Below are 21,232 nucleotides of genomic sequence, written 5' to 3'. Positions count from 1 at the left end.
CGTGTCCGGAAGGCGAGGAACCGATGAGTACTGCGCCGGTCATCGCGGCCGTCGACGGATCGGACGAGAGTCTGCGTGCCCTTCAGTGGGCGCTGACCGACGCGCGGCTGCGCGGGGCGCCGCTGCGCGTGGTGCACGTGCGGCAGTACGCCCCCCGGGCGCAGCCGGACATCCTGGTCGCCGAGCCGCCGGAACCGGCCACGGACCCGGTGCTCGAGCAGGTCCGTGCCTATCTGGAGGGCCGGGCCGACCTCCCGGCCGTGGAGTACGAGACGCCGCAGGGCGCACCGGCCGCCGTGCTGCCCGAACTGGGCGACACGGCCCAGCTGATGGTGACCGGGTCACGGGGCCGCGGGGGCTTCGCCAGTCTGCTGCTGGGCTCCACCAGCGTGGCGGCCGCACGGGACTCGGCCTGCCCCGTGGTGGTGGTGCCACCCCCGGGACGCGAGGTGCATGAGGGCCCGCCCCTCCCGCCTGGACCGCGCATCGTGGTGGGCCTGCACGTCGACAGCCCCGCCGAGACCACCCTCGCCTTCGCCTTCGCGGAGGCGGACCTGCGCCGCGCCCGGCTGCAGGTGATCGCCGCCTATCCGTGGCCTCCGGTCCAGATCTGGTCCCCGCCCGGCGCACCCGTGCCCCCGGCCCTGGACGAGGACGCCGTCGAGGACGAGATCCGGACCATGGCCGCGGGCCTTCTCGCCGTCCATCGCGAACGGCACCCGGATGTGCAGGTCGACCTCTCGACGCCGCCCGGCGACGCGGCGGGCCATCTCGTCGCGGCCTCCAGGGACGCGGAACTGGTCGCCGTGGGCCGCCATCGCCGCCACCTCCTCGCACCCGCCCGCATGATCGGGTCCGTGCCCCAGGCCGTCCTGCTCCACGCGGCGAGCCCCGTCGCGGTGATCCCGACGGTGGCGGAGCCCGGCCCTGCCGAGCAGTGACGGGGCGGCGGCCCTCCGGAGGCGTCCCGCGTGCCCGGTCCGGCGCTTGCGCCTGGGTGGCCGGGCTGCGCGAATGCCCGGGACCGTGCGCCGCCGGATGGCCGTACGGCGGCCGTCGCCCTCGAACGATGACCCGTACCGGACGGCGGTGGTCCCACGGCCCCGCTCCGCGCTCGGCCACGTACCATTGCGGCATGTCCTTCCTCCGCCGCCGCAGCGCCACTCCCGCCGGGCCCGACTTCGACGTACTGGCCATGGATCCGGGGGACTGGCCGGGCAATCTCGGTGCCGGTCTGCTGCCCGCCCCCGACGGCAGCTGCCAGGGCGTCTTCCTGCGCTACGACCTGTTCGGCGGCCGGGGCCCCGCGATGATCATCGGCAATCTGCCGGAAGGCTCCCCGGCCCGCGACGTCACCGAGGACGAGATCCCCTTCGAGGTGGCCCAGCTCCTCCTCGCGCTGGAGAACGACGAGGAGGTCACCGTCGTCGGGACCGAGGACATCCCGGTGATGCAGGGTGACAACCTCCTCATCGTGCGGCGCCTCAAGCTCTCCGAGAGCCGGATCTCCTGCGTCCAGTTCGACCGCAGTGACAACGTCCTGGTGACCATCGCCGCCTGGGACCGTCCCATCACCGACGACCTGTACGCGCTCCTGAAGCCGCTGCCCGCGGAGCTGTTCCAGCAGGGCTGATCACAGCCGCACGCGCACGGACGGCCCCCGCGGACGCGGGGGCCGTCCGCCGTTCCGGACGAAGTCCAGCCGGCGCCGCTACTTCCCCGACGGCACCACCGTCACGTCGGCCGCCCGCACGAACGCCACCCGGTGACCGAACTGGATCTCGTAGTACAGGTCCTTGCCGACCACGACCCGATGCGAGTCCGTGGTGAAGGTGACCGAGTAGTAGTACTCACCCGGGACCTTGTCGCCCACGACATACCTCTGGCCCGCCGGCAGCTTGTACGGCAGCGGCGAGACCGACTGCACGGGCACGCCCGCCGGGTACGCCTCCTTCTCCGGGTACGCACGGCCGTACACCGGGACGTCCGTGAGACCGGTCTTGGGCGTCACCACGAACCCGGACGCGTTCACCGCCGTCGGCTGCTTCTTCGGGTTGTGGAACCAGGCCTTCTGGCCCAGGTACCAGATGGCGGTCCAGTCCCCGCTGCGGTCGGCGACCGCGTACTGCTGGCCCGTGGAGGCACGCGAGCCCACGTCGTTCACGTCGATCGTGGAGGCGTCCCCGTTGGGGTGCAGCCCGATGTCCTTGATCAGTGGCGAGGTCGCGTCCGGCCTGCTGTACAGCCGCACCTCGCTGGACCCGTGCGCCGGGCACGGCGCGCCCTGGGCGGTGCAGCCCGTGTACTGCGGCTGGTTCTTGGCGTAGTCCGGCCGGATCGTCACCAGGCCGCCCTTGGCGTCGGCCGTCGCACGGAATGGCTTGCCGAGAAGGTCGAAGTAGTGCCGCCAGTCCCAGTAGGGGCCCGGATCCGTGTGCATGCCGGGGATCGTGGCGGTCGTCGGGCCCGGGACGTTCTCGTGCCCGAGGATGTGCTGCCGGTTCAGCGGGATGCCGTACTTCGCGGCGAGATACTGCACCAGCCGCGCCGACGAGCGGTACATCGCCTCCGTGTACCAGGCGTCCGGCGAGGCGAGGAAGCCCTCGTGCTCGATGCCGATCGACTTGGCGTTGACGTACCAGTTGCCGGCGTGCCAGGCCACGTCCTTCGCCTTCACATGCTGGGCGATGAGCCCGTCCGTGGAGCGCAGCGTGTAGTTCCACGACACATACGTCGGGTCCTGGACCAGATTGATGACACCGTCCCACTGGCCTTCCGTGTCATGGATGACGATGTACTTGATGCTCTGGGACGTGGGCCGGTCGGACAGGTCGTGGTTGCCGTAGTCGTCCTGCCCGAGCTGCTCGTACGGCGCCGGGATCCACTCGCAGGACACGTTCTTCGGGCACTCGGTCCCGCTTGCGTCGCCCGCGCGCAGCCCGGTGCGTTGCAACTGGGCGGTGTCGGGCGCCAGGCCCGGCTGCGCGGCCAGTGTCACGCTCTGCCCGGCGTCCGTGGTGCGCCGCTCGCCCTGGCGCATCACCTCGAAGACGTCGTTGGCGTACGCGGCCGCCGTCGCCGTGTCGTCCGCGCCCGAGAACTGCGCCACCGCCCCGTACCAGGCGGCCGGGTCCGTGCTGAGCGGCTCGCCGAGGTGCCGTTGCGCGGCGGCGAGCAGCGCGGCACCGCCCGCGATGTTCGCCGCCGGGTCGGTGCGCAGCCGCTCGGCTTGGACACCGGCCAGGGTGGCTGCCCTGGGCAGCGTCTGCAGCCGGGCCGGCAGCCGGGAGCCGGCCGGCGCCCTCGTCGTGGGCAGCAGCGCGGCACGGGCCTGGTCGCCGCGCGCGTCCTCCGTGCCCTCGCCGTGATGGGCGGCCTCGGCGATCGCGGTGCGGGCGTCCGTGAGGTGCATGGGCCCGTAGCCGCCCGAGACGCTCGGCACGCCGCGGTGCGCGTCCCACCGCGACTGGAGGTACGAGACACCGAGGAGCACGCTCTGCGGCACGTGGTACTCGGCCGCCGCGGCGGCGAAGGCGTTCTGCAGGGTGTCCGAGGTGTCGTGCCCGGCGGCCGGGGCGGCGCCCAGCAGCGGTAGCAGCAGCGCCGTCGAGGCGACGGCAGTACCCGCCGTGGTGAGGGCACGTCTGTGCCCGGCGGGGAAGTGGGTGTCGGTGGCGGATCCTCGCAAGGCAGCCTCCTGGGACGGTCGGGCGCTCTGGGGAGTGCGGGAGCCGAGCGTGGGTCAGTGGTACCGGCTCCCCGACGATCCGTCAATCACCCTCAGGGGCGGGCGATTTCCCATGTCAGCGGGGGTTGCGAGGAGTTTCGTGGCGGTGGTGGCACGGCCTGCGGGGCGTCAGTGGAGTGGACCAAAGAACCCGAACGGGGGAGCCTCGCAGGTGGCGCCGGGCCCGGACACGACGAAGGCCCGCGGTGCGCCGCTGTCGCGAGCGCGCCGCGGACCTTCGTCCCCGTCAGCGAGTGCCGACCGCTGCCCGTACGGCCCGCCGGGCCAACTGGCAGTCGTCGTGCAGCCGCCGCAGCAGCAGCCGCTGTTCCTCGCCGGACGGCGCAGCAGCCGGGTGGGCCACTCCCGGTGCCGCCGGGGTCGCGTCGTGCATCGAACGCTGCACGGCCGTCTCGTAGGTACGGATCTCACGGGTCAGGACGAGCATCAGGTTCACCAGGAAGGCGTCGCGCGAAGCCGGTCCCGCGGTCTGCGCGATCTGACTGATCTGACGCCGGGCCACCGGGGCGTCACCGAGGACCACCCACAGCGTCGCCAGGTCGTACCCGGGCAGGTACCAGCCCGCGTGCTCCCAGTCCACCAGGACCGGCCCGGCCGGTGAGAGCAGGATGTTCGACAACAGGGCGTCTCCGTGACAGAACTGGCCCATGCCCTGCCGGCCCGCCGCGTGGGCGATGTCGTGCAGCAGCTTCTGCAGATCACCCATGTCCCGGTCGGTGAGCAGCCCCAGCTCATGGAAGCGGGAGATCCGCTCCGCGTAGTCGAGCGGGGCGTCGAACGTGCCCGCCGGGGGACGCCATGCGTTCAGCCGGCAGATGGCGCCCAGCGCCGCCCGGATGTCCGCCCGCGGCGGCGCCTCCGCCGGATGACGCTGCAGGGCGGCCACCCGGCCCGGCATCCGCTCGATCACCAGGGTGCAGTTGTCCGGATCCGCCGCGATCAGCCGGGGCACTCGTACCGGCGGCCGGTGCCGGACGAACGACCGGTATGCCGCTATCTCGTGCTGGAAGCGGTCGGACCAGATGGGGGATTGATCCAGTAAGCACTTGGCGACGGCCGTACTGCGCCCTGTCGTGCCGACGATGAGCACGGAGCGCCCGCTTCGGCGCAGCACCTGCACCGGAGTGAACTCCGGACAGATGCGATGCACCGAAGCGATCGCCGTGCGCAGCTGCGCGCCCTGAGGGCCGGACAAGTCGATTCTCCCGCTGAGCGGTTGGGTGCCGACACCCGGCATGCGGCGCGTCCTGCCGGTACCGAGCACGGGGGCCGCGGGTCGCGCGGGGTCGAGGTAGGGGCCGCCGGCGCCCGGGCGGGGGCGAAGCGGCCGGGGCGGGGCGGACACGGAGGACGATGCTGCGTACATGGGTGATACAGATCCCTTCGTGTGCCTGCTGAGTTACGCGATCCCGCCCCGGACGCCGTTGGTGCACCCTGGGGAATGTCCGCGGCGGCCGGGTCGGGGTGGCGCTTTCCTACCTGACACCCGATGCCCCGTGGCACACCATCTGGCGCACCCTGGCGAACCCTGGCGAATAGTCCCCAAGCAACTGACAGGGGGCTACTGTCAACTCAGCCGAGAACCTGGGGGCTTGATGTGAGCGGACAACCCAACACCCGCCTCGCGGACCTGTTCGGCCTGGCCGGCTGGTCCAAGGGGGAACTCGCGAGGATGGTCAACCGGCAGGCGGCGGCCATGGGCCACCCCCAGCTGGCGACCGACACCTCACGGGTGCGGCGTTGGATCGACATGGGAGAGATCCCGCGCGATCCCGTGCCCCGGGTGCTGGCGGCGCTGTTCACCGAGCGACTCGGCCGTGTCGTGACCATCGAGGACCTCGGTCTGGTCCGGCACGGGCGCCCGGGGAAACGACGTGACGACGGGAATGCGAAGCACCCCGACGGAGTGCCGTGGGCGCCCGAGCGGACTGCTGCGGTCCTCACCGAATTCACGGGAATGGACCTCATGCTCAACCGACGCGGCTTGGTGGGCGCGGGTGCCGCGCTCGCCGCAGGATCCGCACTCAGCAGCGCCATGCACGACTGGCTGCACACCGATCCGGCTCTTGCGGCCGACGCCCCGCGCTTCGACGATCCTCTGCACGCCGACCCCGCTGGGTTCGACCGCTATGAGGCGGCCCCCATCGGGTCGCAGGAGATCGAGGAGCTGGAACGCTCCGTCGAAGTGTTCCGGGCCTGGGACGCGTCCCGCGGCGGCGGGCTGCAGCGCAAGGCCGTCGTGGGGCAGCTCAACGAGGTGGGGGGCATGCTCTCCTACCACCACCCCGATCATCTGCAGCGGCGCCTGTGGGGCGTCGCCGCCAACCTCGCCGTCCTCGCGGGCTGGATGTCGCACGACGTCGGCCTGGAGCCCACGGCACAGAAGTACTTCGTCATCGCCGCCCACGCGGCCCGTGAGGGCGGCGACCGGCCCCGCGCCGGGGAGGCGCTCTCCCGCGCCGCCCGCCAGATGGTGCACCTCGGCCGGCCCGACGACGCACTGGATCTGATGCAGCTCGCCAAGACGGGCTCGGGCGACCAGGTGCTGCCGCGCACCAAGGCCATGCTCTGCACCATCGAGGCCTGGGCACAGGCCTCCATGGGCAAGGGCCAGGCCATGCGGCGCACCCTCGGCGAGGCGGAGGACCTCTTCGTCTCCGACAAGGGAGACGTGCCGCCGCCGAGCTGGATGCAGATGTTCGACGAGGCGGACCTGCACGGGATGCAGGCCCTGGCCTACCGCACCCTCGCCGAACACGAGCCCGGCGCGGCCCTCATCGCGCAGCGGCACGCCAAGGAAGCGCTGGAGCTGCGGGGTGCGGGCCGGGACCGGTCGAAGATCTTCGACCACATCTCCCTCGCGTCCGCGTGCTTCATCGCGGACGACCCGGAACAGGCCGACCGGTACGCCCGTCTGGCCCTGACGTCGATGGGGGCGAACTCCTCCCACCGCACCTGGGACCGGCTGCGCGAGATGTACCGGCTCACCGCGCAGTACGCCGGCTACCCGAAGATCCAGGACCTGCGCGATGAGATCGAACGGGCCCTTCCGAAGGGACCGTCGAAGTCCAGGGGCGGCAACACGGCCCAGGCATAGGAGCCCTGAGCCCGCCCGTACGACAGGGGTGGTACCGACCCATCGTCAGGAAACCACCCTGGCAACGAGCACGCAGGCATCGTCCTGGTGCCCGCTCCCGCCGAACTCCTCCACGACCGTCCGCACACAGTCCTGGGCCGTACGGGCTTCGCCGAAGCGTGGAGCCAGGTCGAGCAGCCTCCGGACGGCCGCCGTGCCGCTGTGCCGCGGGATCAGCCCGTCGGTGTGCAGCAGCAGCAGGTCGCCCGGCGCAAGGGTCACTTCGGCCTGCCCATAGGCGGCCCCCGAGGTCGCCCCGAGCAGTACGCCGTCCGGTGCGGTCAGCGTGCGCCCCGTCCCGTCGCGGAACAGCAGCGGGACGGGGTGGCCTGCCTGCGCCCAGCTCAGGGTGCGCGTCAGGGGCCGGTAACGGCAGCACACGGCGCTGCCCAGGGCCGGCTGGACGGAGGCGTCGAGCAGCTGGTTGAGCCAGCCCATCAGCCGGCCGGGTTCGGTGCCCGTCATGGCCATGCCGCGCAGGGCGCCGATGAGCGTCGCCATGCCGGAGGCCACGGTCACCCCGTGCCCCGTCAGTTCGCCGACGCTGAGCAGCGAGTCCCCGCCGGGCAGTTCGAGCGCGTCGTACCAGTCGCCGCCGATCAGCGCGTTCGTGGACGACGGCAGACAACGGGCCGCCACGTCCAGGGCCCCGGGGCCCTGCCGTGGGAGCCGCAGGGAGCCGCGCCATGGCGGAAGCACGGCCTCCTGCAGCTCGACCGCAAGCCGGTGCTCGGTCCGCTCGCGGTGGAGGTGCAGCGAGTCACGGGTCTCGCGCACGGTCCGCCTGTGGCGGCGCAGTTCGCTGACGTCCCGCAGCACGGCCCACATCGAGGCGGTGCTGCCGCCGGCGTCGAGCACGGGCTCGCCCATCATGTGCACGGTGCGCACCTCGCCGTCGGGGCGCAGGATCCGGAACTCCCCGTCGATGGGCTTGCCGTCGATCAGGCAGTCGGTGACCATGGCCGTCAGCAGCGGGCGGTCCTCGTCGTGCACCACGGAGGGAAGCTCGTCGAGGGTGAGCGCGGGGGCCGAGGGGTCGCGGCCCAGGATCCGGTACAGCTCGCCCGACCAACTCGCCGCATCGGTCAGCAGATTCCACTCCGCGCTGCCGACGCGGCTGAGCAGTGAGCCGCCCGGGGACGTGGGCGGGGCTGTCCGGCCTTCCGCGGTGGGCGGTTCCGTGGCCGGTTCGGCGGGCGTGGGCGACGGACCGTCACGCAGCTGCGCCAAGTGCTCGTCCAAGTCGCTGAGTTGGTGCAGTGCCAGATCGCACAGTGCGCGCTGCCACCGGCTCTCCGGATCCGCGCCGTCCTCGGGTGCCTTCCGTCGTACGGCATCCACGTCGCCGCGCAGTCGCTTCGTCTGCGAGATGAGCGCATCGAGAGTGCCGCGGCCGGGCGGCTGGGCGGCGGGCCGGTCCGCGGAGAGAGGGGGTGGCATGACGCGCTCCGATGAGGACGGTTCGACCAAGGCTGACGGAAGGACCACCACGACTGTTGCACAGCGCGGGACGCGCTGTAAGGGATTTGGCAACACACGATAAGGTGGTGCTTCTGGCATATGCCATAGGCGCGGCGGAGTGGGCGCGAGGAGCGAGCGGGGGCCCGTCGGAGGTGCTCAAGTCGCATGTGGCCTACGTGACTTGACGGACTGCGGAGGCGGATGGGTCACCGTTCACGCGTGCGTTCGGGGGGCGTTTGTACGACCGCCCGCGCCCCCGTACAGGTCCGGGCGCGGGGCGAGATCGACGGTTTCCCGGCCGCCGCTCAGCTGTGCCCGCACCCCCGCCTCGGCGACCGCCGAGGCCGCGTACCCGTCCCACGCGGAGGGCCCGGTGACCCGCCCCTGCCGGGTGGCGTCGGCCCAGGCCTGCACCTCGCGGTCGTAGGCCTCCGCGAACCGCACGAGATAGTCCCGCGCGACCTCTTCGGACGCCCCGTCCGCGGTCGTGACGACCATCGTGTGCCCCTCCCCGATGCGGGCGCTGCCGTCCTCGCAGACCGCTTCGCAGCGCACCTGGTAGCCGAAGCCGGAGTTGACGAAGATCTCCACGTCCACGAGCGCGCCGCCCGAGGTCTCGAACAGGACGAACTGGGGGTCGACCAGGCCCTCCGGCGCGTTGCGGGACGGCCGGGGGCGGAGCGCGGACACCGCGGTCAGCTCCTGGCCCAGCAGCCAGCGGGCCGTGTCGATCTCGTGCGAGACGGAGCTGTTGATCAGCATGGCCGTGGTGAAGCCGGGCGGTGAGGACACATTGCGGTGCGTGCAGTGCAGCATCAGCGGCCGCCCCAGCCGCCCGCTGTCCAACAGGGACTTCAGACGGACGTACTCGGCGTCGTACCGTCGCATGAACCCCACCTGCGCGAGCCGCCGTCCCAGTCGGGCCTCGGCCTCCGCCACGCGCAGCGCCCCGGCCGCGTCCGGCACCAGCGGCTTCTCGCACAGCACGGGCAGCCCGCGCGCGAAGGCGGCGAGCAGGGCCTCCTCGTGGGCCGGCCCGGGCGAGGCGACCAGCACGGCCTGGACACCGGGCGCCTCCAGCGCGGCGGCCGGTTCGGCGTGCACGAGGACGCCCTCGATGCCGGCCGTGGCCTCCTTGGCGCGATCCGTTTCAGGGTCCGCCACGGACACCACACGCGCTCCGCTCACCACATGATCCAACCGGCGAATGTGGTCCGCGCCCATGTGCCCCGCGCCCAGTACCGCCACACCCAGCAGATCACCCATGAGTCGCACTCCCTCTGCGGAGGCCGTCCCCGCGCAGGGTAGACCGCCCGGCGGTGGTCTCCGCAGCCAGGCGGGGGTCCCGGCGGCGCGGAGTACCCCGGTGGGGGTGCTGCTCGTCGTCAGGGTGCCGCCGGCGCCGTTCCCGTCGGTATGCCGTCCCGCCGCCTCGATACGCCGTCTCGCCGCCGTGACGGACGGCGGCGCCGGATGTTGGGGAACTCTTTGCCGATGGCCGAGACCTGACGGCTCCCGCCCGCCACGGGCCGATCACCGCGTACACGGGACGCAAAAACCGGCCGAAACGATGGGGCGCAAGGGGCCGGTCCGGTTACGGACGCGTTGACCGTGAGGGGCGCGTGCCGCACGCTCGATATATAGATGCTTGATACAACCGGTTTCCCGGGAATGGCTGAGGCTTCGAGAAGCCGCAGGTCATCGATCCCTCCCGGCGGACCGGACGCGGGAGGTAACCATATGTGCGGCATTACCGGCTGGATCTCCTACGACCGTGATCTGCGGACCGAGACCGCGACATTGGATGCAATGACCGAGGCCATGTCGTGCCGCGGCCCCGACGACAGCGGCACATGGGCCGAGGGGCCCGCCGCCCTCGGTCACCGCAGGCTTGCGATCATCGACCTGCCCGGCGGACGCCAGCCGATGTCCGTGACGACCCCGGACGGCACCGTCGTACTGGTCTACTCCGGGGAGACCTACAACTTCACAGAACTGCGACGCGAACTGACCGACCGGGGCCATCGCTTCACGACCGACTCCGACACCGAGGTTGTCCTGCACGCCTACCTCGAATGGGGCGACGCGCTCCCCGAGCGGCTGAACGGCATGTACGCCTTCGCCATCTGGGACGGCCGCCAGGACAAGCTTGTGATGATCCGCGACCGCATGGGCATCAAGCCCTTCTACTACTACCCGACCCCCGACGGCGTCCTCTTCGGCTCCGAACCGAAGGCGATCCTGGCCAACCCCCTGTCCCGCGCCCGGGTCCGCCTGGGCGGACTGCGGGAGCTGTTCGCGATGGTCAAGACGCCCGGACACGCCGTGTGGGACGGCATGCACGAGGTCGAGCCCGGCACCGTCGTCACCGTCGACCGGCAGGGTTCCCGCCGGCGTGTCTACTGGCAGCTGGAGACCCGGCCGCACACCGACGACCGCGACACCTCCATCGCCACCGTCCGCTCGCTGCTCGAGGACATCGTGCGCCGCCAGCTGGTCGCCGACGTACCGCGTTGCACGTTGCTGTCGGGCGGCCTGGACTCCTCCGCGATGACCGCCCTGGCCGCACGGCAGCTGGCCGAGCACGGCGAGAAAGTGCGCAGCTTCGCGGTGGACTTCGTCGGGCAGGCCGACAACTTCGTCGCCGACGAACTGCGCGGCACGCCCGACACGCCCTTCGTGCACGACGTGGCCCGCTCCTCCGGCACCGACCACCAGGACATCGTCCTGGACGCCCAGGCGCTCGCCGACCTCGACGTACGCGCCAAGGTCCTGCGCGCCCGCGACCTGCCCATGGGCTTCGGCGACATGGACGCCTCGCTCTATCTGCTCTTCCAGGCGATCCGCGGGCACTCCACGGTCGCGCTCTCGGGGGAGTCCGCGGACGAGGTCTTCGGGGGCTACCTCCAGTTCTTCGACGAGGAGGCCCGGCGAGCCGACGCCTTCCCCTGGCTCGTGAGCTTCCGCCGGCACTTCGGCGACGACGCCGACGTTCTGCGCCCCGACCTGACCGAGGCGCTGGACATGGAGTCGTACGTGTCCGACAGCTACCGGACGGCCGTCGCGGGCATCGCGCGCCTCGACGGCGAGAGCGACTTCGAGTACCGGATGCGGCGGATCTGCCACCTCCATCTGACGCGCTTCGTACGGGTCCTGCTGGACCGCAAGGACCGCATGAGCATGGCGGTCGGGCTGGAGGTTCGGGTGCCCTACTGCGACCACCGGCTCGTCGAGTACGTATACAACACCCCCTGGTCGCTGAAGTCCTTCGACGGCCGGGAGAAGAGCCTGCTCAGGGAGGCGACCGCGGACGTGCTCCCGCAGTCCGTGTACGACAGGGTCAAGAGTCCTTACCCCTCCACGCAGGACCCCAAGTACGCGCTGGCCCTCCAGGAACACGCCAAGGATCTCCTCGCCCGCCCCTCCCATCCGGTCTTCGACCTGATCGACCGCGACCGGCTGCACCGGCTCGCCCACCGCGACACACCGCAGATCGCGCAGGCGTCGCGGCACGGCCTGGAACGGGCGCTGGACCTCGCGCTGTGGCTGGACATCTACGGGCCGGAGGTGTCCCTCACCTGACGCCGGGCACCTCGCCGTCGCGGAAGAGCCCGGGCGTGGTGACTCAGTACGACACGTCCGGGCCGCACGAGCTGCCGTCGGACGGCAGGGTGCCGTACAGCAGGAAGGAGTCGACCTTCTCGTGGACGCATTTGGAGGTCGAGTACCCGGTGTGGCCCTCGCCCCTGTTGTCGAGGACCACCGCCGAGGAACCGAGCCGCCTTGCGGTCTCCACGGTCCAGCGGTACGGGGTCGCCGGGTCCCCGCGCGTGCCGACGAGCAGCATCTTCGCGCTCGGCACGTTCTTCACCCTCTCCCGGATGAAGTCGGTGCCCTTGGGCCGCCCGTAGCACATCAGCACCTGGTTGAGGCGGTAGCGCCCGAAGACCGGGGACGCCTGCTGGTACTGGGCGCGCAGCCGGCCGATGTCCTGGGTGATGCGGTCGGCGCTCGGACGGTCCGGGTCGTCGGCGCAGTTGATCGCCATCAGGGCGGCCGGAAGGTTGTCGGAGGGCACGTCCTCGGGACCGACGAGCCCACCCGGGGCCCGGGGGCCGACGGGGAGGGACACGCCGACGCCCGACAGGCGCAGGACCCCGCTGAGGTCACCCTGATCCACCAGCTGGGACAGCGCCAGCTCCAGCGTCGACCACAGCTGCCTGGTGAACAGTGCCTGGCCGATCGCGCCCACCAGGTCCTGACCCGTGAACGGCATGCCGAGGTCGGTCGGCGCCGGCTCCCGGTCCAGCAGATCGACGAGCCGGACGACCTGGTCCCGGGCCGAGCGCGCGTCCTGCCCGAACGGGCAGGCCAGGTCCTTGACGCACCAGTCGAGGAAGTCCTCCAGCGCCCTCTGCTGTCCCTGCGCGCCCGCCAGCCCCTGCTCGGCCAGGGGTTCGGTGAGGGTGTCCACGCCGTCGAGCGCGATCCGGCCCACGTTGTGGGGGAACTGGGCCGCGTAGACCGCACCGAGCCGGGTGCCGTACGAGAAGCCGAGGTAGTTCAGCTTCTTGTCGCCGAGGGCCTGGCGCATCACGTCCATGTCGCGGGAGGCGTTGATCGTGCCTATGTGCGGCAGCACCGGCCCGGCGTGCCTGGTGCACCGCTCGGCCAGCTGACGCACCCGGGCGAGGGCCGCGCGAGGATCGGTCTCGTCGGCGGGACCGTTCGCCGCAGGCACGTCGTCCGTGCCCGCGCCGCAGGTGACGGGTGAGGACCGTCCGACCCCCCGGGGGTCGAACGTCACCACGTCGTAGCCGTTCGTCAGCCCCATGAAGTCCTTGCCCTCCGCCGCCAGAAGGGGAATCCCGGGGCCACCCGGACCGCCGAAGTCCAGCAGCACCGAGCCGTGGGACCTGCCGGTCGCCCGGTAACGGGCGAGCGCCAGATCGAGGGTCCCGGCACCGGGCCTCGCGTAGTCGAGGGGAACCGTCACCTGCCCGCACTGCAGGTCCGGGGGCATGTCCTGGCCCGGACAGGCGGACCACGTGATCTTCTGGTGGTAGAAGCGGGACAGATCGGGGCCGACGCCTGCCGCGGCCACCGACGGCATTCCGGCACCCAGCAGGGCGAGCACCGCGGCCGTGGCCGCCGTCGTGGTGACCGCGCGGCGTCCGTGCGGGGTCAGCATGTTGCCTCCGGGGGTGTCCCGGCTGCGGATCCGGCGACGTCCCTGGGATCACGATAGGCGGGCCCTTCGGGGTGCGCCTCCGGACCGTGGGGCGGCCCAGAGCGCCGTCGCCCGCGTGCCGCCGGTGCGGGCCACGCGTCGCATGCCGCCGTACGGGTGACTGCTTTCCCGTCAGTTCGACAACCGTGCCACTCGATGGAGTGAAAGGAAGATAAGCCATAACTCGGATTGGCTCCTCGGCGTTTTAGCGGGTGCGAGCGAACGCTCGCGACATGTCTGGAAGGCAGGGAACCTATGAAACGGGTTACCCGAAATGGTTTGATCGCGACGGCCGCCGCCTCGGGGGCGCTGGCCGTGGCGATGCCGGCACACGCGGACTCCGATGCGAACGGCACCGCGGCGGGTTCGCCCGGACTGATCTCCGGCAACACCATCCAGCTCCCGGTGCACATCCCGGTCGACGCGTGCGGCAACACCGTGACCGTGGCGGGGCTCCTGAACTCGGCCGCGGGCAACGCCTGCGCGAACCGGAACCGGGGAGGGGGCGGAGCGCGGCACGGTACCGCTCCGGGGGGAGGTGCCTCCGCGTACGGCAGCGGAAAGGATTCATCCGGAGTGCTCGCCGACAACGGTGTGCAACTGCCTGTGCGCCTCCCGGTGAACATCACCGGCAACACGGTGAGCGTGGCCGGTCTCGGCAACGCGGCCGGGGACAACACGTCGGCGAACACCTCCGGCGTCCGGCCCCACCCCACTCCGCGGCCCGTCGCACCGCCGACCGTGCGCACGCCTTCGCATCCGCCGCGTTCCGCTCCGCGCCGCGTGGTCACCCTCGCCCACACGGGCGCCGACGCCACCCTGCCCGCGCTCGCGGCAGGCGCGGCCCTGATGCTCGGCGGGACGGTGCTGTACCGCCGCTTCCGGCCGGGAGCGCCCCGCTGAGGCGGTTCGGTCACCTCGAGGAGGGCCCCGCCCGACGGGCGGCCGGCGGGGCCGCTCTTGCTGCCGACGTCAGCGGGGGGTGGTAACCGCCGCTTCGCCTCGCAAAATGCTGTACCGCACCCCGTCGCGCCATCGCCCGTCACGGAACACGACGCTGCGCAGGACGCCCTCCCGAGTGAACCCCGTCTTCTACAGGGCCCGTTGCTCCGCGATGTTCCCGACCTGCGTGTCCGCCTCGATGCGCTCGGCCGGCGTGTGCGCGAAGAGATAGTGGACCAACTGCCGCTGGGCCTCGGTGCCCACGCCCTTGCCGCGGGCCGCCGGCACCAGACCGATCCCCATGTTCCAGTAGAAGACGGTGCGGGCGGGCCGGACCTTCCGGAAGGCGACGAAACCGAGCCCCTCGTCGTCCCGTACCACCATGAGTGTGCCCCCGTCGTCGCCGAGCAGGCCGTTCCCGGCCCACTCGCGCCGCCACCGGCCCGGGTCCCACCAGCCGAACCACTGGTAGGACGAAGCCACCTCATGGTCCGTCAGGAACCTGTCCAGGACGGCCAGATCGTCCTCGCCCACGGGTCGCAGCGTCACATGTTCGATGGTCATGAGCGGTCACCCTACGACCCCTCGTCGCAGCTCAACACTGTGGCACCGGCGTCGGCCGGGTGTGGCCGGAACGCCCCGGTCGCACATGGCGTGCGAACCGGAGATCGGGAAGGATGCCGACGGCGCGGCTGATCACCGCGTTCCCCGACCCCCACGGAATGGAGCCAGCGATGACCTCTTCGGGTCCCGAAGACCTCGTCATCACCCGGGCCACGCTCGACGACTGGCCGGTGATCAGCGGCTGGGCGGCGGACGAGGGCTGGAACCCGGGACTGTCCGACGGCCCGGCCTTCTTCGCCCAGGACCCCCGGGGCTTCTTCATCGGCAGACTCGCCGAAGAACCCGTCTCTGCGATCTCCGTTGTCACCTATGGTGCCGACTACGCCTTCCTGGGCTGCTATCTCGTACGCCCGGACCTGCGTGCCCGCGGACTGGGGCTGACCACCTGGAAGGCGGCCCTCGCCCACGCCGGCGATCGCACCGTCGGTCTGGACGGTGTGGTGGCGCAGCAGGACAACTACCGCAGGTCCGGATTCGAACTCGCGCACCGCACCGTGCGGTTCACCGGCGTCGTCCGCGGCGGTGAGGAACTGCCCGGAGTGCGTCCGGCAGAGAAGGCCGACCTCGACGCCATCGTGGCGTACGACACCGCCTGCTACCCCGCCGACCGCCCCCGCTTTCTGGCGCACTGGCTCACCGCCCCGGGACATCGGGTCCTCGTCCGGTTCGAGGACGGCCGCCCGACCGGTTATGCGGTGATCCGCCCCGCCCGTGACGGCCTGCGCATCGGCCCCCTGTTCGCCGACACACCCGACGGCGCCGATGCCCTCTTCGCCGCGGTGTGCACCGAAGCCGCGGGCCGGGAGATCGCCATCGACGTCCCCGAACCCAACAGGGCGGCGGTGTCCCTGGCCGAACGCTCCGGCCTTACTCCGTCCTTCGAGACGGCCCGCATGTACACGGGCCCGGTGCGGCCCTACGCCACGGAGCGCGTGTACGGGGTAACCACCCTTGAGCTGGGTTAGGGCCCGCATGGACCGCGCTGCCGTACCGGCCCGGTACGACCGGGGCATGCCGGTTTCGGCCTCGGGTCCGGGCCGAGGCCTTACGGGCACGACCACCCCGTCCATCGCTTTGTAGCCGCCGGGTTCAGATACGGCAGCCGCCACGGCCCTCGTCCCGCACGGAAATGCGGCACGAGGGTCCGCGCCGTCAGTGCCGCGCCCGTGCCCGGTCCAGTGCCGCGACCCCCAGAGCCGCCAGACCGATCTGGATGACCCACTCGATCCAGTCGACGCCCTTGGTGTGGGCCACGCCGAACGCGGAGGCGATCCCGGCCCCGATGAAGGCCGCCACGATGCCGACGACGATCGTCCAGAGGACGCCGATGTGCTGGCGTCCGGGGACGACGAGTCGGCCGAGGACACCGATGACGAGTCCGATGACGATGGCACTGAGGATGCCCGAGATCTCCATCTTCACCCCTTGATGTGAAGGGCTCTGCCCTCTTTCATGTGCCCGGCGTGCGCGGCAACAGTCCGGTCCGCTTCAACTGCCGGTCAATGGGGGGTCAATCCTCGTCCTGCCGGGGGACCGTTCTCCTGTTCAGGCCTCGTTATGCCATGTACCGTTCAACAGTCCGTCGCTCGGGTGGCGTAGGAAGAGAGTTCTACGCGCGCAGACCGCGAGGGACTTTCTACGCGCGAAGATGTGCAGAGACCGCACCCGCACTGCCCCGCAGCACCCCACAGGGCACCACCCGCAGCACCCCACAGGGCACCACCCCACACTGCACCGCCGCACACTGCACCACACCTTCCCCAACCCCTCACGGAGGTCCGCCGATGCTCGGCCTCAGCAGCTCCAGACACAGACTCACCACGGCTCTCGCCGTCTTCGGCCTGCTCACCGCGGGCGCCGCCGTCCAGGCGACCTCGGTCGCCACACCGGCCCACGCGGCCACGACACACCGCGTCCTGTTCGACAACGCGCACGCGGAGACCGCCGGCAACGCCGACTGGATCATCTCCACCAGTCAGCCCGACCCGCTCGGCGAGAACCCGTCCCCGTCCACCGAGACCGACTGGACCGGAGCCCTCTCGTCCTGGGGGGTCGCCCTGCAGAAGACGGGCAACTACAGCCTCAAGACGCTTCCTTCGGGCTCCAGCCTCTCCTACGGCGGCTCGTCCTCGACCGACCTGTCGAACTTCGACACGCTGGTCCTGCCCGAGCCCAACACCCTGTTCACCGCGGCCGAGAAGACCGCCATCATGACCTTCGTCAAGAACGGCGGCGGTCTGTTCATGGTCTCCGACCACACCGGGGCCGACCGCAACAACGACGGCTATGACGCGGTCAAGATCCTGAACGATCTGATGACCAACAACAGCGTCGACTCCACCGACCCGTTCGGCTTCTCGATCGACTCGCTGAACATCGCCTCCGGCTACCCCGCCGCCATCAACGACAGCACCGACCCTGTCCTGCACGGTTCCTTCGGCACCGTCACCAAGAGCCTGATCGCCAACGGCACCACCGCCACGCTCAAGCCCTCCGACAACTCCTCCGTCAAGGGCCTGCTCTACCGCTCCGGCTACTCCGGCAACACCGGCGCGTTCTTCCTGACCAGTACCTTCGGCAGCGGCCGCGTCGCCTTCTGGGGCGACAGCTCGCCCATCGACGACGGCACCGGCCAGCCCGGCAACACGCTGTACGACGGCTGGAACGACTCCGGCGCCACCAACGCCGCCCTCGCCCTCAACGCCACCGAATGGCTCTCCGGCGCGAGCGGCAGCGGCGGGGGAAGCGGCGGTGGCGGGGGCTCCACCTGCACGGCCGCTCAGCTCCTCGGCAACAACGGCTTCGAGTCCGGCGCCACCAACTGGAGCGCCAGCAGCGGCGTCATCACCGACTCCAGCAGTGAGTCGCCCCGTACGGGCTCGTACTACGCCTGGCTGGACGGCTACGGATCAGCGCACACCGACACCCTGTCCCAGTCGGTGACCATCCCCTCCGCCTGCACCACCGCCACCCTGAGCTTCTTTCTGCACATCGACACGGCGGAGACCTCCACCGGCACGGCCTACGACACGCTCAAGGTCCAGGTTCTCAACGGTTCCGGGACGGTGCTGGGCACCCTGGCGACGTACTCCAATCTCAATGCCGCCGACGGCTACACCCAGCGCAGTTTCAGCTTGGCGAGCTACGCCGGGCAGACCGTCACCCTCAAGTTCACCGGCACCGAGGGTTCGAGCCTCCAGACGTCGTTCGTCATCGACGACACCGCGCTCAATGTGAGCTGACGCCCCGGGGGGTGGGCCCGAAGTTTGGGCCCACCCCTGCCACTCGGGCCGCGGGGACCGTCTGCTGAGGTGTGTTCCAGCCCGAGATCCGTACACCCGGCGCCGAGCCGTGCAGATCGGAGGTCCGGTAGACGGCGGTCAGCGTCGCCGACTCGCCAGGCCACAGGCTCACCTCGTTGTCGGACCACTGGACCGGCAGCACCGGCCTGCCGTTCGCGTCCACGAGGTGGGCGTCCGTGAGCAGCGAGGGCGTACCACCGCCGGCCGTGTTGCGCAGCGTGACCGTCGTGATCGACATGCCGTCCGCGTCCACCTTGGTGGAGGCCGTCGCCGACACCGGCACCCGTGCCATCGAGGCGAGTCCCTTCAGATCGGCATAGCTCGTCGTCGGCGTGTAATACCAGTCGGAGTGCGCCCAGTCGAGCGTGTCGGCCTTGGTGGACAGCCAGTAGACGTTGCGGCTGATCTCCCTGCCCGCCGGGTCCGTCAGGACCAATCGTGCGAGATACGTGGTCGTGAGGCCGCTCGCCGAGGAGGGAAGGGTCCCGACGGTCGTGTGCGCCCCGTCGCCCGCGACGCCCACCCCGGTCACCGTCCTGCCGTACTTCCGCGTTCCGTCGGTGCTGAACAGCGTGACGCGGGCGGTCAGTCCGGACACCGGCGCGTGCCGGTTGTTCACCACCACGACCGACCGGTTGTCGTACGAGTACTGGACGTGGAGCGGCTCGTTGGCCTTCTTCGCCCCGAAGTAGGCGCCGCCCTGGTCGAGACAACGGTCCATCAGCTGCCAGTGGAGCGAGGTCCAGCCGCTGTTGAACATCCAGTAGACCACTCCGGTGGAGGGCTTCGAGGCGTCGGTGGCGTTGCGCCCGTACGCCTCGTACTGGGCCCGTACGTTCTCGTACTGGGCGAGTTGCGCCTTGCGCACGTGGTCCGTGAGACCGGTCGGCGCTCCGTACCGTCCTGCCAGCGCGTCGTCGTACAGCTTGAGGGTGCCGAAGGTCGCCGACGGCGAGCGGTGGTACTGCCTGGCGTTCCCGTCCTTCCAGAGGGTGTCCAGCTCGGCCGGGGTCATCATGCGCCGCAGTGTGTCGAGTGTCGGGATGTCCGGACCCGCGCTGGTCTCGGAGTTGAAGCCGGTGGCGCCTCCCTCGCGCTTGGCGTACCAGTAGTCCGGCGGGATCCAGTCGTAGGGGCCCGTCATCTTCATGCCCGAACTGCCGAGCCGGGGCGAGGAAGAGTCCGACGCCGCCGCCACCACCGGGACCGGCCAGTCGGCGGCCGTCAGGGCGTCCAGGTAGTTCTTCTCGATCGTGGCGTCGGGTGCGAAGTCGCTGCCGACGAGGAACGATACGACACTGGGATGGTCGCGCAGCCGGGCGGCCTCGGCGGCCATCGAGGCCTTCGCGACCGGATAGTCGGCGGCGGTCCACTTGTCGCCGGGCTCGCCGCCGTTGACATTGCCCTCCCACTTGTCGCAGCACTCCCAGCCGGGCAGGGTGAGGATGCCGTAGCGGTCTGCCAGGTCGAAGAACTCGTCCGGCTCCAGATGCCCTTCCAGACGGATCGTGTTGAGCCCGAGATCGAGCGCGTACTTGAGGCGGTCCTCGACGTACGTTCGGTCCCAGCGCAGGAATTCGTCCGGTGACCAGCCACCGCCCTTGATGAGCAGCCTCCGGCCGTTGACGCTGTACTGCCGTGCGCCGTCGGAGTCGAGCGGCGCCTTCACGTCCCGGACACCGAAGGTCTCGTGTGCGGTGTCCGACGTGGTGCCGGAGACGGAAGCACCGAGATCGAGGGTGTACAGGGGCTGTCCGCCCGTACCCGCGGGCCACCACACCTTGGGCGAGGCCAGGTGCAGGCCGGGAACGTCGGCCGGGGTGAACGTGACCGTCTTCGTCTCATGGGCGGCGAGCGGGACGGCCTTGGTGAAGGAGACGGAACCGATGCTCCCCCAGACCGTGGCGGTGACCGCCGTGTCCGAGTCGTTGCGCGCCTTCGTCTTGACCGTCAGGTCCGCGGAGGCCAGGGACGGGACGTCGAGCCTCGTGACGACGTGCGACTCGCGCAGCGCGACCGGTCCGCCGCGGCGCACCAGCACATCACGGACGATGCCCATGTTGCCGTCGGGCGGCGGCTGCAGCCAGTCGATCCAGCCCATGGTCAGGTTCTTGTCCGGGTCATTGGGCCGGATGCGGAACGCCACCGTGTTCGTGCCCGCCCGCACCAGTGAGGTGACGTCCAGTTCGTGGTGCGTATACGCGCCCGCCACGTCCGCGGCGGGGGCGACCTGCCGCCCGTTGACGTAGACGTCCGCGGCCGAGATCACCCCGCTGAAGTCCAGAGAGGTGCGCCGCTTCGTGTCGGCGACCGTGAAGTCCGTGCGGTACCACCAGGGCACCTGGAAGTCGGCCTTCGGGATCCTCTGCTGGTTGGTGGAGTGGAACGGGTCCGGGTAGAGGCCGTCCGCGAGCAGCGCCGCGAGCACGGTGGAGCGGGGGCCCGCCGGGTACCAGCCGCTCGCAGGATAGCCGGGAGAGGAGACGGCGGCCGGTGGGTCGGAGACCTTCGCCGTGGACTGGATCGCGTACCCGGACAGGGCGGTGGTGCTGCCGGCCACGGAGGACACGGCGGTGAGCCCGGGCGGCCGGTGCGCCGGGACCCGGTCCCGGGCACCCGCCCATGCACCGGAGGAGAGGGAACAGACCAGGATCAGGGCGACCGCAGCGGGGGCGGCACGGCGTCCGGTGGCGGGGCGACGGAACACGGCGGTCTCCAGCCTTGTAAAGTTAGGAAACTTTACTAACGCGCCACAAGCTAGGGCTCCCCGGGGGCCGTGTCAATCGCCG

At 71.0% G+C, this 21,232-nt stretch carries 15 protein-coding genes; 7 read left to right on the top strand and 8 right to left on the bottom strand.

The window, feature by feature from the left end; all coding sequences use genetic code 11:
* Positions 1–23 precede the first annotated feature (23 nt).
* Together AAW14_RS12715 and AAW14_RS12710 are read left to right on the top strand one after the other, a co-directional pair.
* Entirely contained in the window at positions 24–941 is a 918-nt protein-coding gene (locus AAW14_RS12715; RefSeq protein ID WP_265563256.1) for a universal stress protein, read from the top strand.
* Between the two features lie 194 nt (positions 942–1,135).
* Complete coding sequence (locus AAW14_RS12710; RefSeq protein WP_265563254.1) at positions 1,136–1,633, top strand: hypothetical protein; 498 nt, start codon at positions 1,136–1,138, stop codon at positions 1,631–1,633.
* Positions 1,634–1,711: 78 nt separating this feature from the next.
* On the opposite strand, the gene AAW14_RS12705 is transcribed toward AAW14_RS12710, so the two are convergent.
* Together AAW14_RS12705 and AAW14_RS12700 are read right to left on the bottom strand one after the other, a co-directional pair.
* The gene (locus AAW14_RS12705; protein WP_265563253.1) at positions 1,712–3,688 is read right to left on the bottom strand and encodes an N-acetylmuramoyl-L-alanine amidase; all 1,977 of its coding nucleotides are present in this window, start codon (positions 3,686–3,688) and stop codon (positions 1,712–1,714) included.
* Positions 3,689–3,974: 286 nt separating this feature from the next.
* Entirely contained in the window at positions 3,975–5,114 is a 1,140-nt protein-coding gene (locus AAW14_RS12700) for an aminoglycoside phosphotransferase family protein (protein WP_265563250.1), read from the bottom strand.
* A 231-nt stretch (positions 5,115–5,345) separates the two neighbouring features.
* Here AAW14_RS12700 and AAW14_RS12695 point away from each other — a divergent pair, with 231 nt between their 5' ends.
* On the top strand, positions 5,346–6,845 hold the full coding sequence (locus tag AAW14_RS12695; RefSeq protein WP_265563248.1) for a hypothetical protein: 1,500 nt from the start codon (positions 5,346–5,348) through the stop codon (positions 6,843–6,845).
* A 45-nt stretch (positions 6,846–6,890) separates the two neighbouring features.
* Here AAW14_RS12695 and AAW14_RS12690 read toward each other — a convergent pair whose 3' ends face one another.
* A complete protein-coding gene (locus AAW14_RS12690) occupies positions 6,891–8,324 on the bottom strand; it encodes a PP2C family protein-serine/threonine phosphatase (RefSeq protein WP_265563246.1) in 1,434 nt (477 codons plus the stop codon).
* A gap of 234 nt (positions 8,325–8,558) precedes the next feature.
* On the bottom strand, positions 8,559–9,611 hold the full coding sequence (locus AAW14_RS12685) for a Gfo/Idh/MocA family protein (protein ID WP_265563245.1): 1,053 nt from the start codon (positions 9,609–9,611) through the stop codon (positions 8,559–8,561).
* A gap of 474 nt (positions 9,612–10,085) precedes the next feature.
* Here AAW14_RS12685 and asnB point away from each other — a divergent pair, with 474 nt between their 5' ends.
* Entirely contained in the window at positions 10,086–11,927 is a 1,842-nt protein-coding gene (gene asnB, locus AAW14_RS12680) for an asparagine synthase (glutamine-hydrolyzing) (protein WP_265563243.1), read from the top strand.
* A gap of 43 nt (positions 11,928–11,970) precedes the next feature.
* On the opposite strand, the gene AAW14_RS12675 is transcribed toward asnB, so the two are convergent.
* A complete protein-coding gene (locus tag AAW14_RS12675; RefSeq protein WP_265563240.1) occupies positions 11,971–13,536 on the bottom strand; it encodes an alpha/beta hydrolase in 1,566 nt (521 codons plus the stop codon).
* A 318-nt stretch (positions 13,537–13,854) separates the two neighbouring features.
* On the opposite strand from AAW14_RS12675, the gene AAW14_RS12670 reads away from it, so the two are divergent.
* Positions 13,855–14,478 carry a chaplin gene (locus AAW14_RS12670; protein ID WP_416223293.1) on the top strand — a complete coding sequence of 208 codons (624 nt, stop codon included), beginning with the start codon at positions 13,855–13,857 and terminating at the stop codon, positions 14,476–14,478.
* A 189-nt stretch (positions 14,479–14,667) separates the two neighbouring features.
* Here the strand turns inward: AAW14_RS12670 and AAW14_RS12665 are convergent, their stop codons facing one another.
* The gene (locus AAW14_RS12665; RefSeq protein WP_265563236.1) at positions 14,668–15,081 is read right to left on the bottom strand and encodes a GNAT family N-acetyltransferase; all 414 of its coding nucleotides are present in this window, start codon (positions 15,079–15,081) and stop codon (positions 14,668–14,670) included.
* Between the two features lie 170 nt (positions 15,082–15,251).
* Between AAW14_RS12665 and AAW14_RS12660 the strand changes: the two genes are divergently transcribed.
* On the top strand, positions 15,252–16,106 hold the full coding sequence (locus tag AAW14_RS12660) for a GNAT family N-acetyltransferase (RefSeq protein ID WP_265563234.1): 855 nt from the start codon (positions 15,252–15,254) through the stop codon (positions 16,104–16,106).
* Positions 16,107–16,293: 187 nt separating this feature from the next.
* Here the strand turns inward: AAW14_RS12660 and AAW14_RS12655 are convergent, their stop codons facing one another.
* Positions 16,294–16,557 (bottom strand): GlsB/YeaQ/YmgE family stress response membrane protein, encoded by a 264-nt coding sequence (locus AAW14_RS12655; RefSeq protein ID WP_265563232.1) that lies wholly within the window; start codon positions 16,555–16,557, stop codon positions 16,294–16,296.
* A gap of 368 nt (positions 16,558–16,925) precedes the next feature.
* Here AAW14_RS12655 and AAW14_RS12650 point away from each other — a divergent pair, with 368 nt between their 5' ends.
* Positions 16,926–18,383 (top strand): hydrolase, encoded by a 1,458-nt coding sequence (locus AAW14_RS12650; RefSeq protein ID WP_265563230.1) that lies wholly within the window; start codon positions 16,926–16,928, stop codon positions 18,381–18,383.
* Here the strand turns inward: AAW14_RS12650 and AAW14_RS12645 are convergent.
* Positions 18,370–21,150 (bottom strand): glycoside hydrolase family 2 protein, encoded by a 2,781-nt coding sequence (locus AAW14_RS12645; RefSeq protein ID WP_265563228.1) that lies wholly within the window; start codon positions 21,148–21,150, stop codon positions 18,370–18,372. The two genes, AAW14_RS12650 and AAW14_RS12645, sit on opposite strands and share 14 nt — an antisense overlap.
* Positions 21,151–21,232 lie beyond the last annotated feature (82 nt).

The sequence above is a fragment of the Streptomyces hygroscopicus genome, assembly GCF_026168105.1.
Classification (GTDB): Bacteria; Actinomycetota; Actinomycetes; order Streptomycetales; family Streptomycetaceae; genus Streptomyces; species Streptomyces hygroscopicus_D.
Note: the sequence above shows the minus strand (reverse complement) of the source record. Positions and strands in the feature narration are given on the sequence as shown.

Coding starts and splice junctions, on each gene's coding strand:
- AAW14_RS12715 (WP_265563256.1), top strand. CDS start 24: ATGAGTACTGCGCCGGTCATCGCGGCCGTCGACGGATCGGACGAGAGT.
- AAW14_RS12710 (WP_265563254.1), top strand. CDS start 1,136: ATGTCCTTCCTCCGCCGCCGCAGCGCCACTCCCGCCGGGCCCGACTTC.
- AAW14_RS12700 (WP_265563250.1), bottom strand. CDS start 5,114: ATGTACGCAGCATCGTCCTCCGTGTCCGCCCCGCCCCGGCCGCTTCGC.
- AAW14_RS12690 (WP_265563246.1), bottom strand. CDS start 8,324: ATGCCACCCCCTCTCTCCGCGGACCGGCCCGCCGCCCAGCCGCCCGGC.
- AAW14_RS12685 (WP_265563245.1), bottom strand. CDS start 9,611: ATGGGTGATCTGCTGGGTGTGGCGGTACTGGGCGCGGGGCACATGGGC.
- asnB (WP_265563243.1), top strand. CDS start 10,086: ATGTGCGGCATTACCGGCTGGATCTCCTACGACCGTGATCTGCGGACC.
- AAW14_RS12675 (WP_265563240.1), bottom strand. CDS start 13,536: ATGCTGACCCCGCACGGACGCCGCGCGGTCACCACGACGGCGGCCACG.
- AAW14_RS12665 (WP_265563236.1), bottom strand. CDS start 15,081: ATGACCATCGAACATGTGACGCTGCGACCCGTGGGCGAGGACGATCTG.
- AAW14_RS12660 (WP_265563234.1), top strand. CDS start 15,252: ATGACCTCTTCGGGTCCCGAAGACCTCGTCATCACCCGGGCCACGCTC.
- AAW14_RS12655 (WP_265563232.1), bottom strand. CDS start 16,557: ATGGAGATCTCGGGCATCCTCAGTGCCATCGTCATCGGACTCGTCATC.
- AAW14_RS12650 (WP_265563230.1), top strand. CDS start 16,926: ATGCTCGGCCTCAGCAGCTCCAGACACAGACTCACCACGGCTCTCGCC.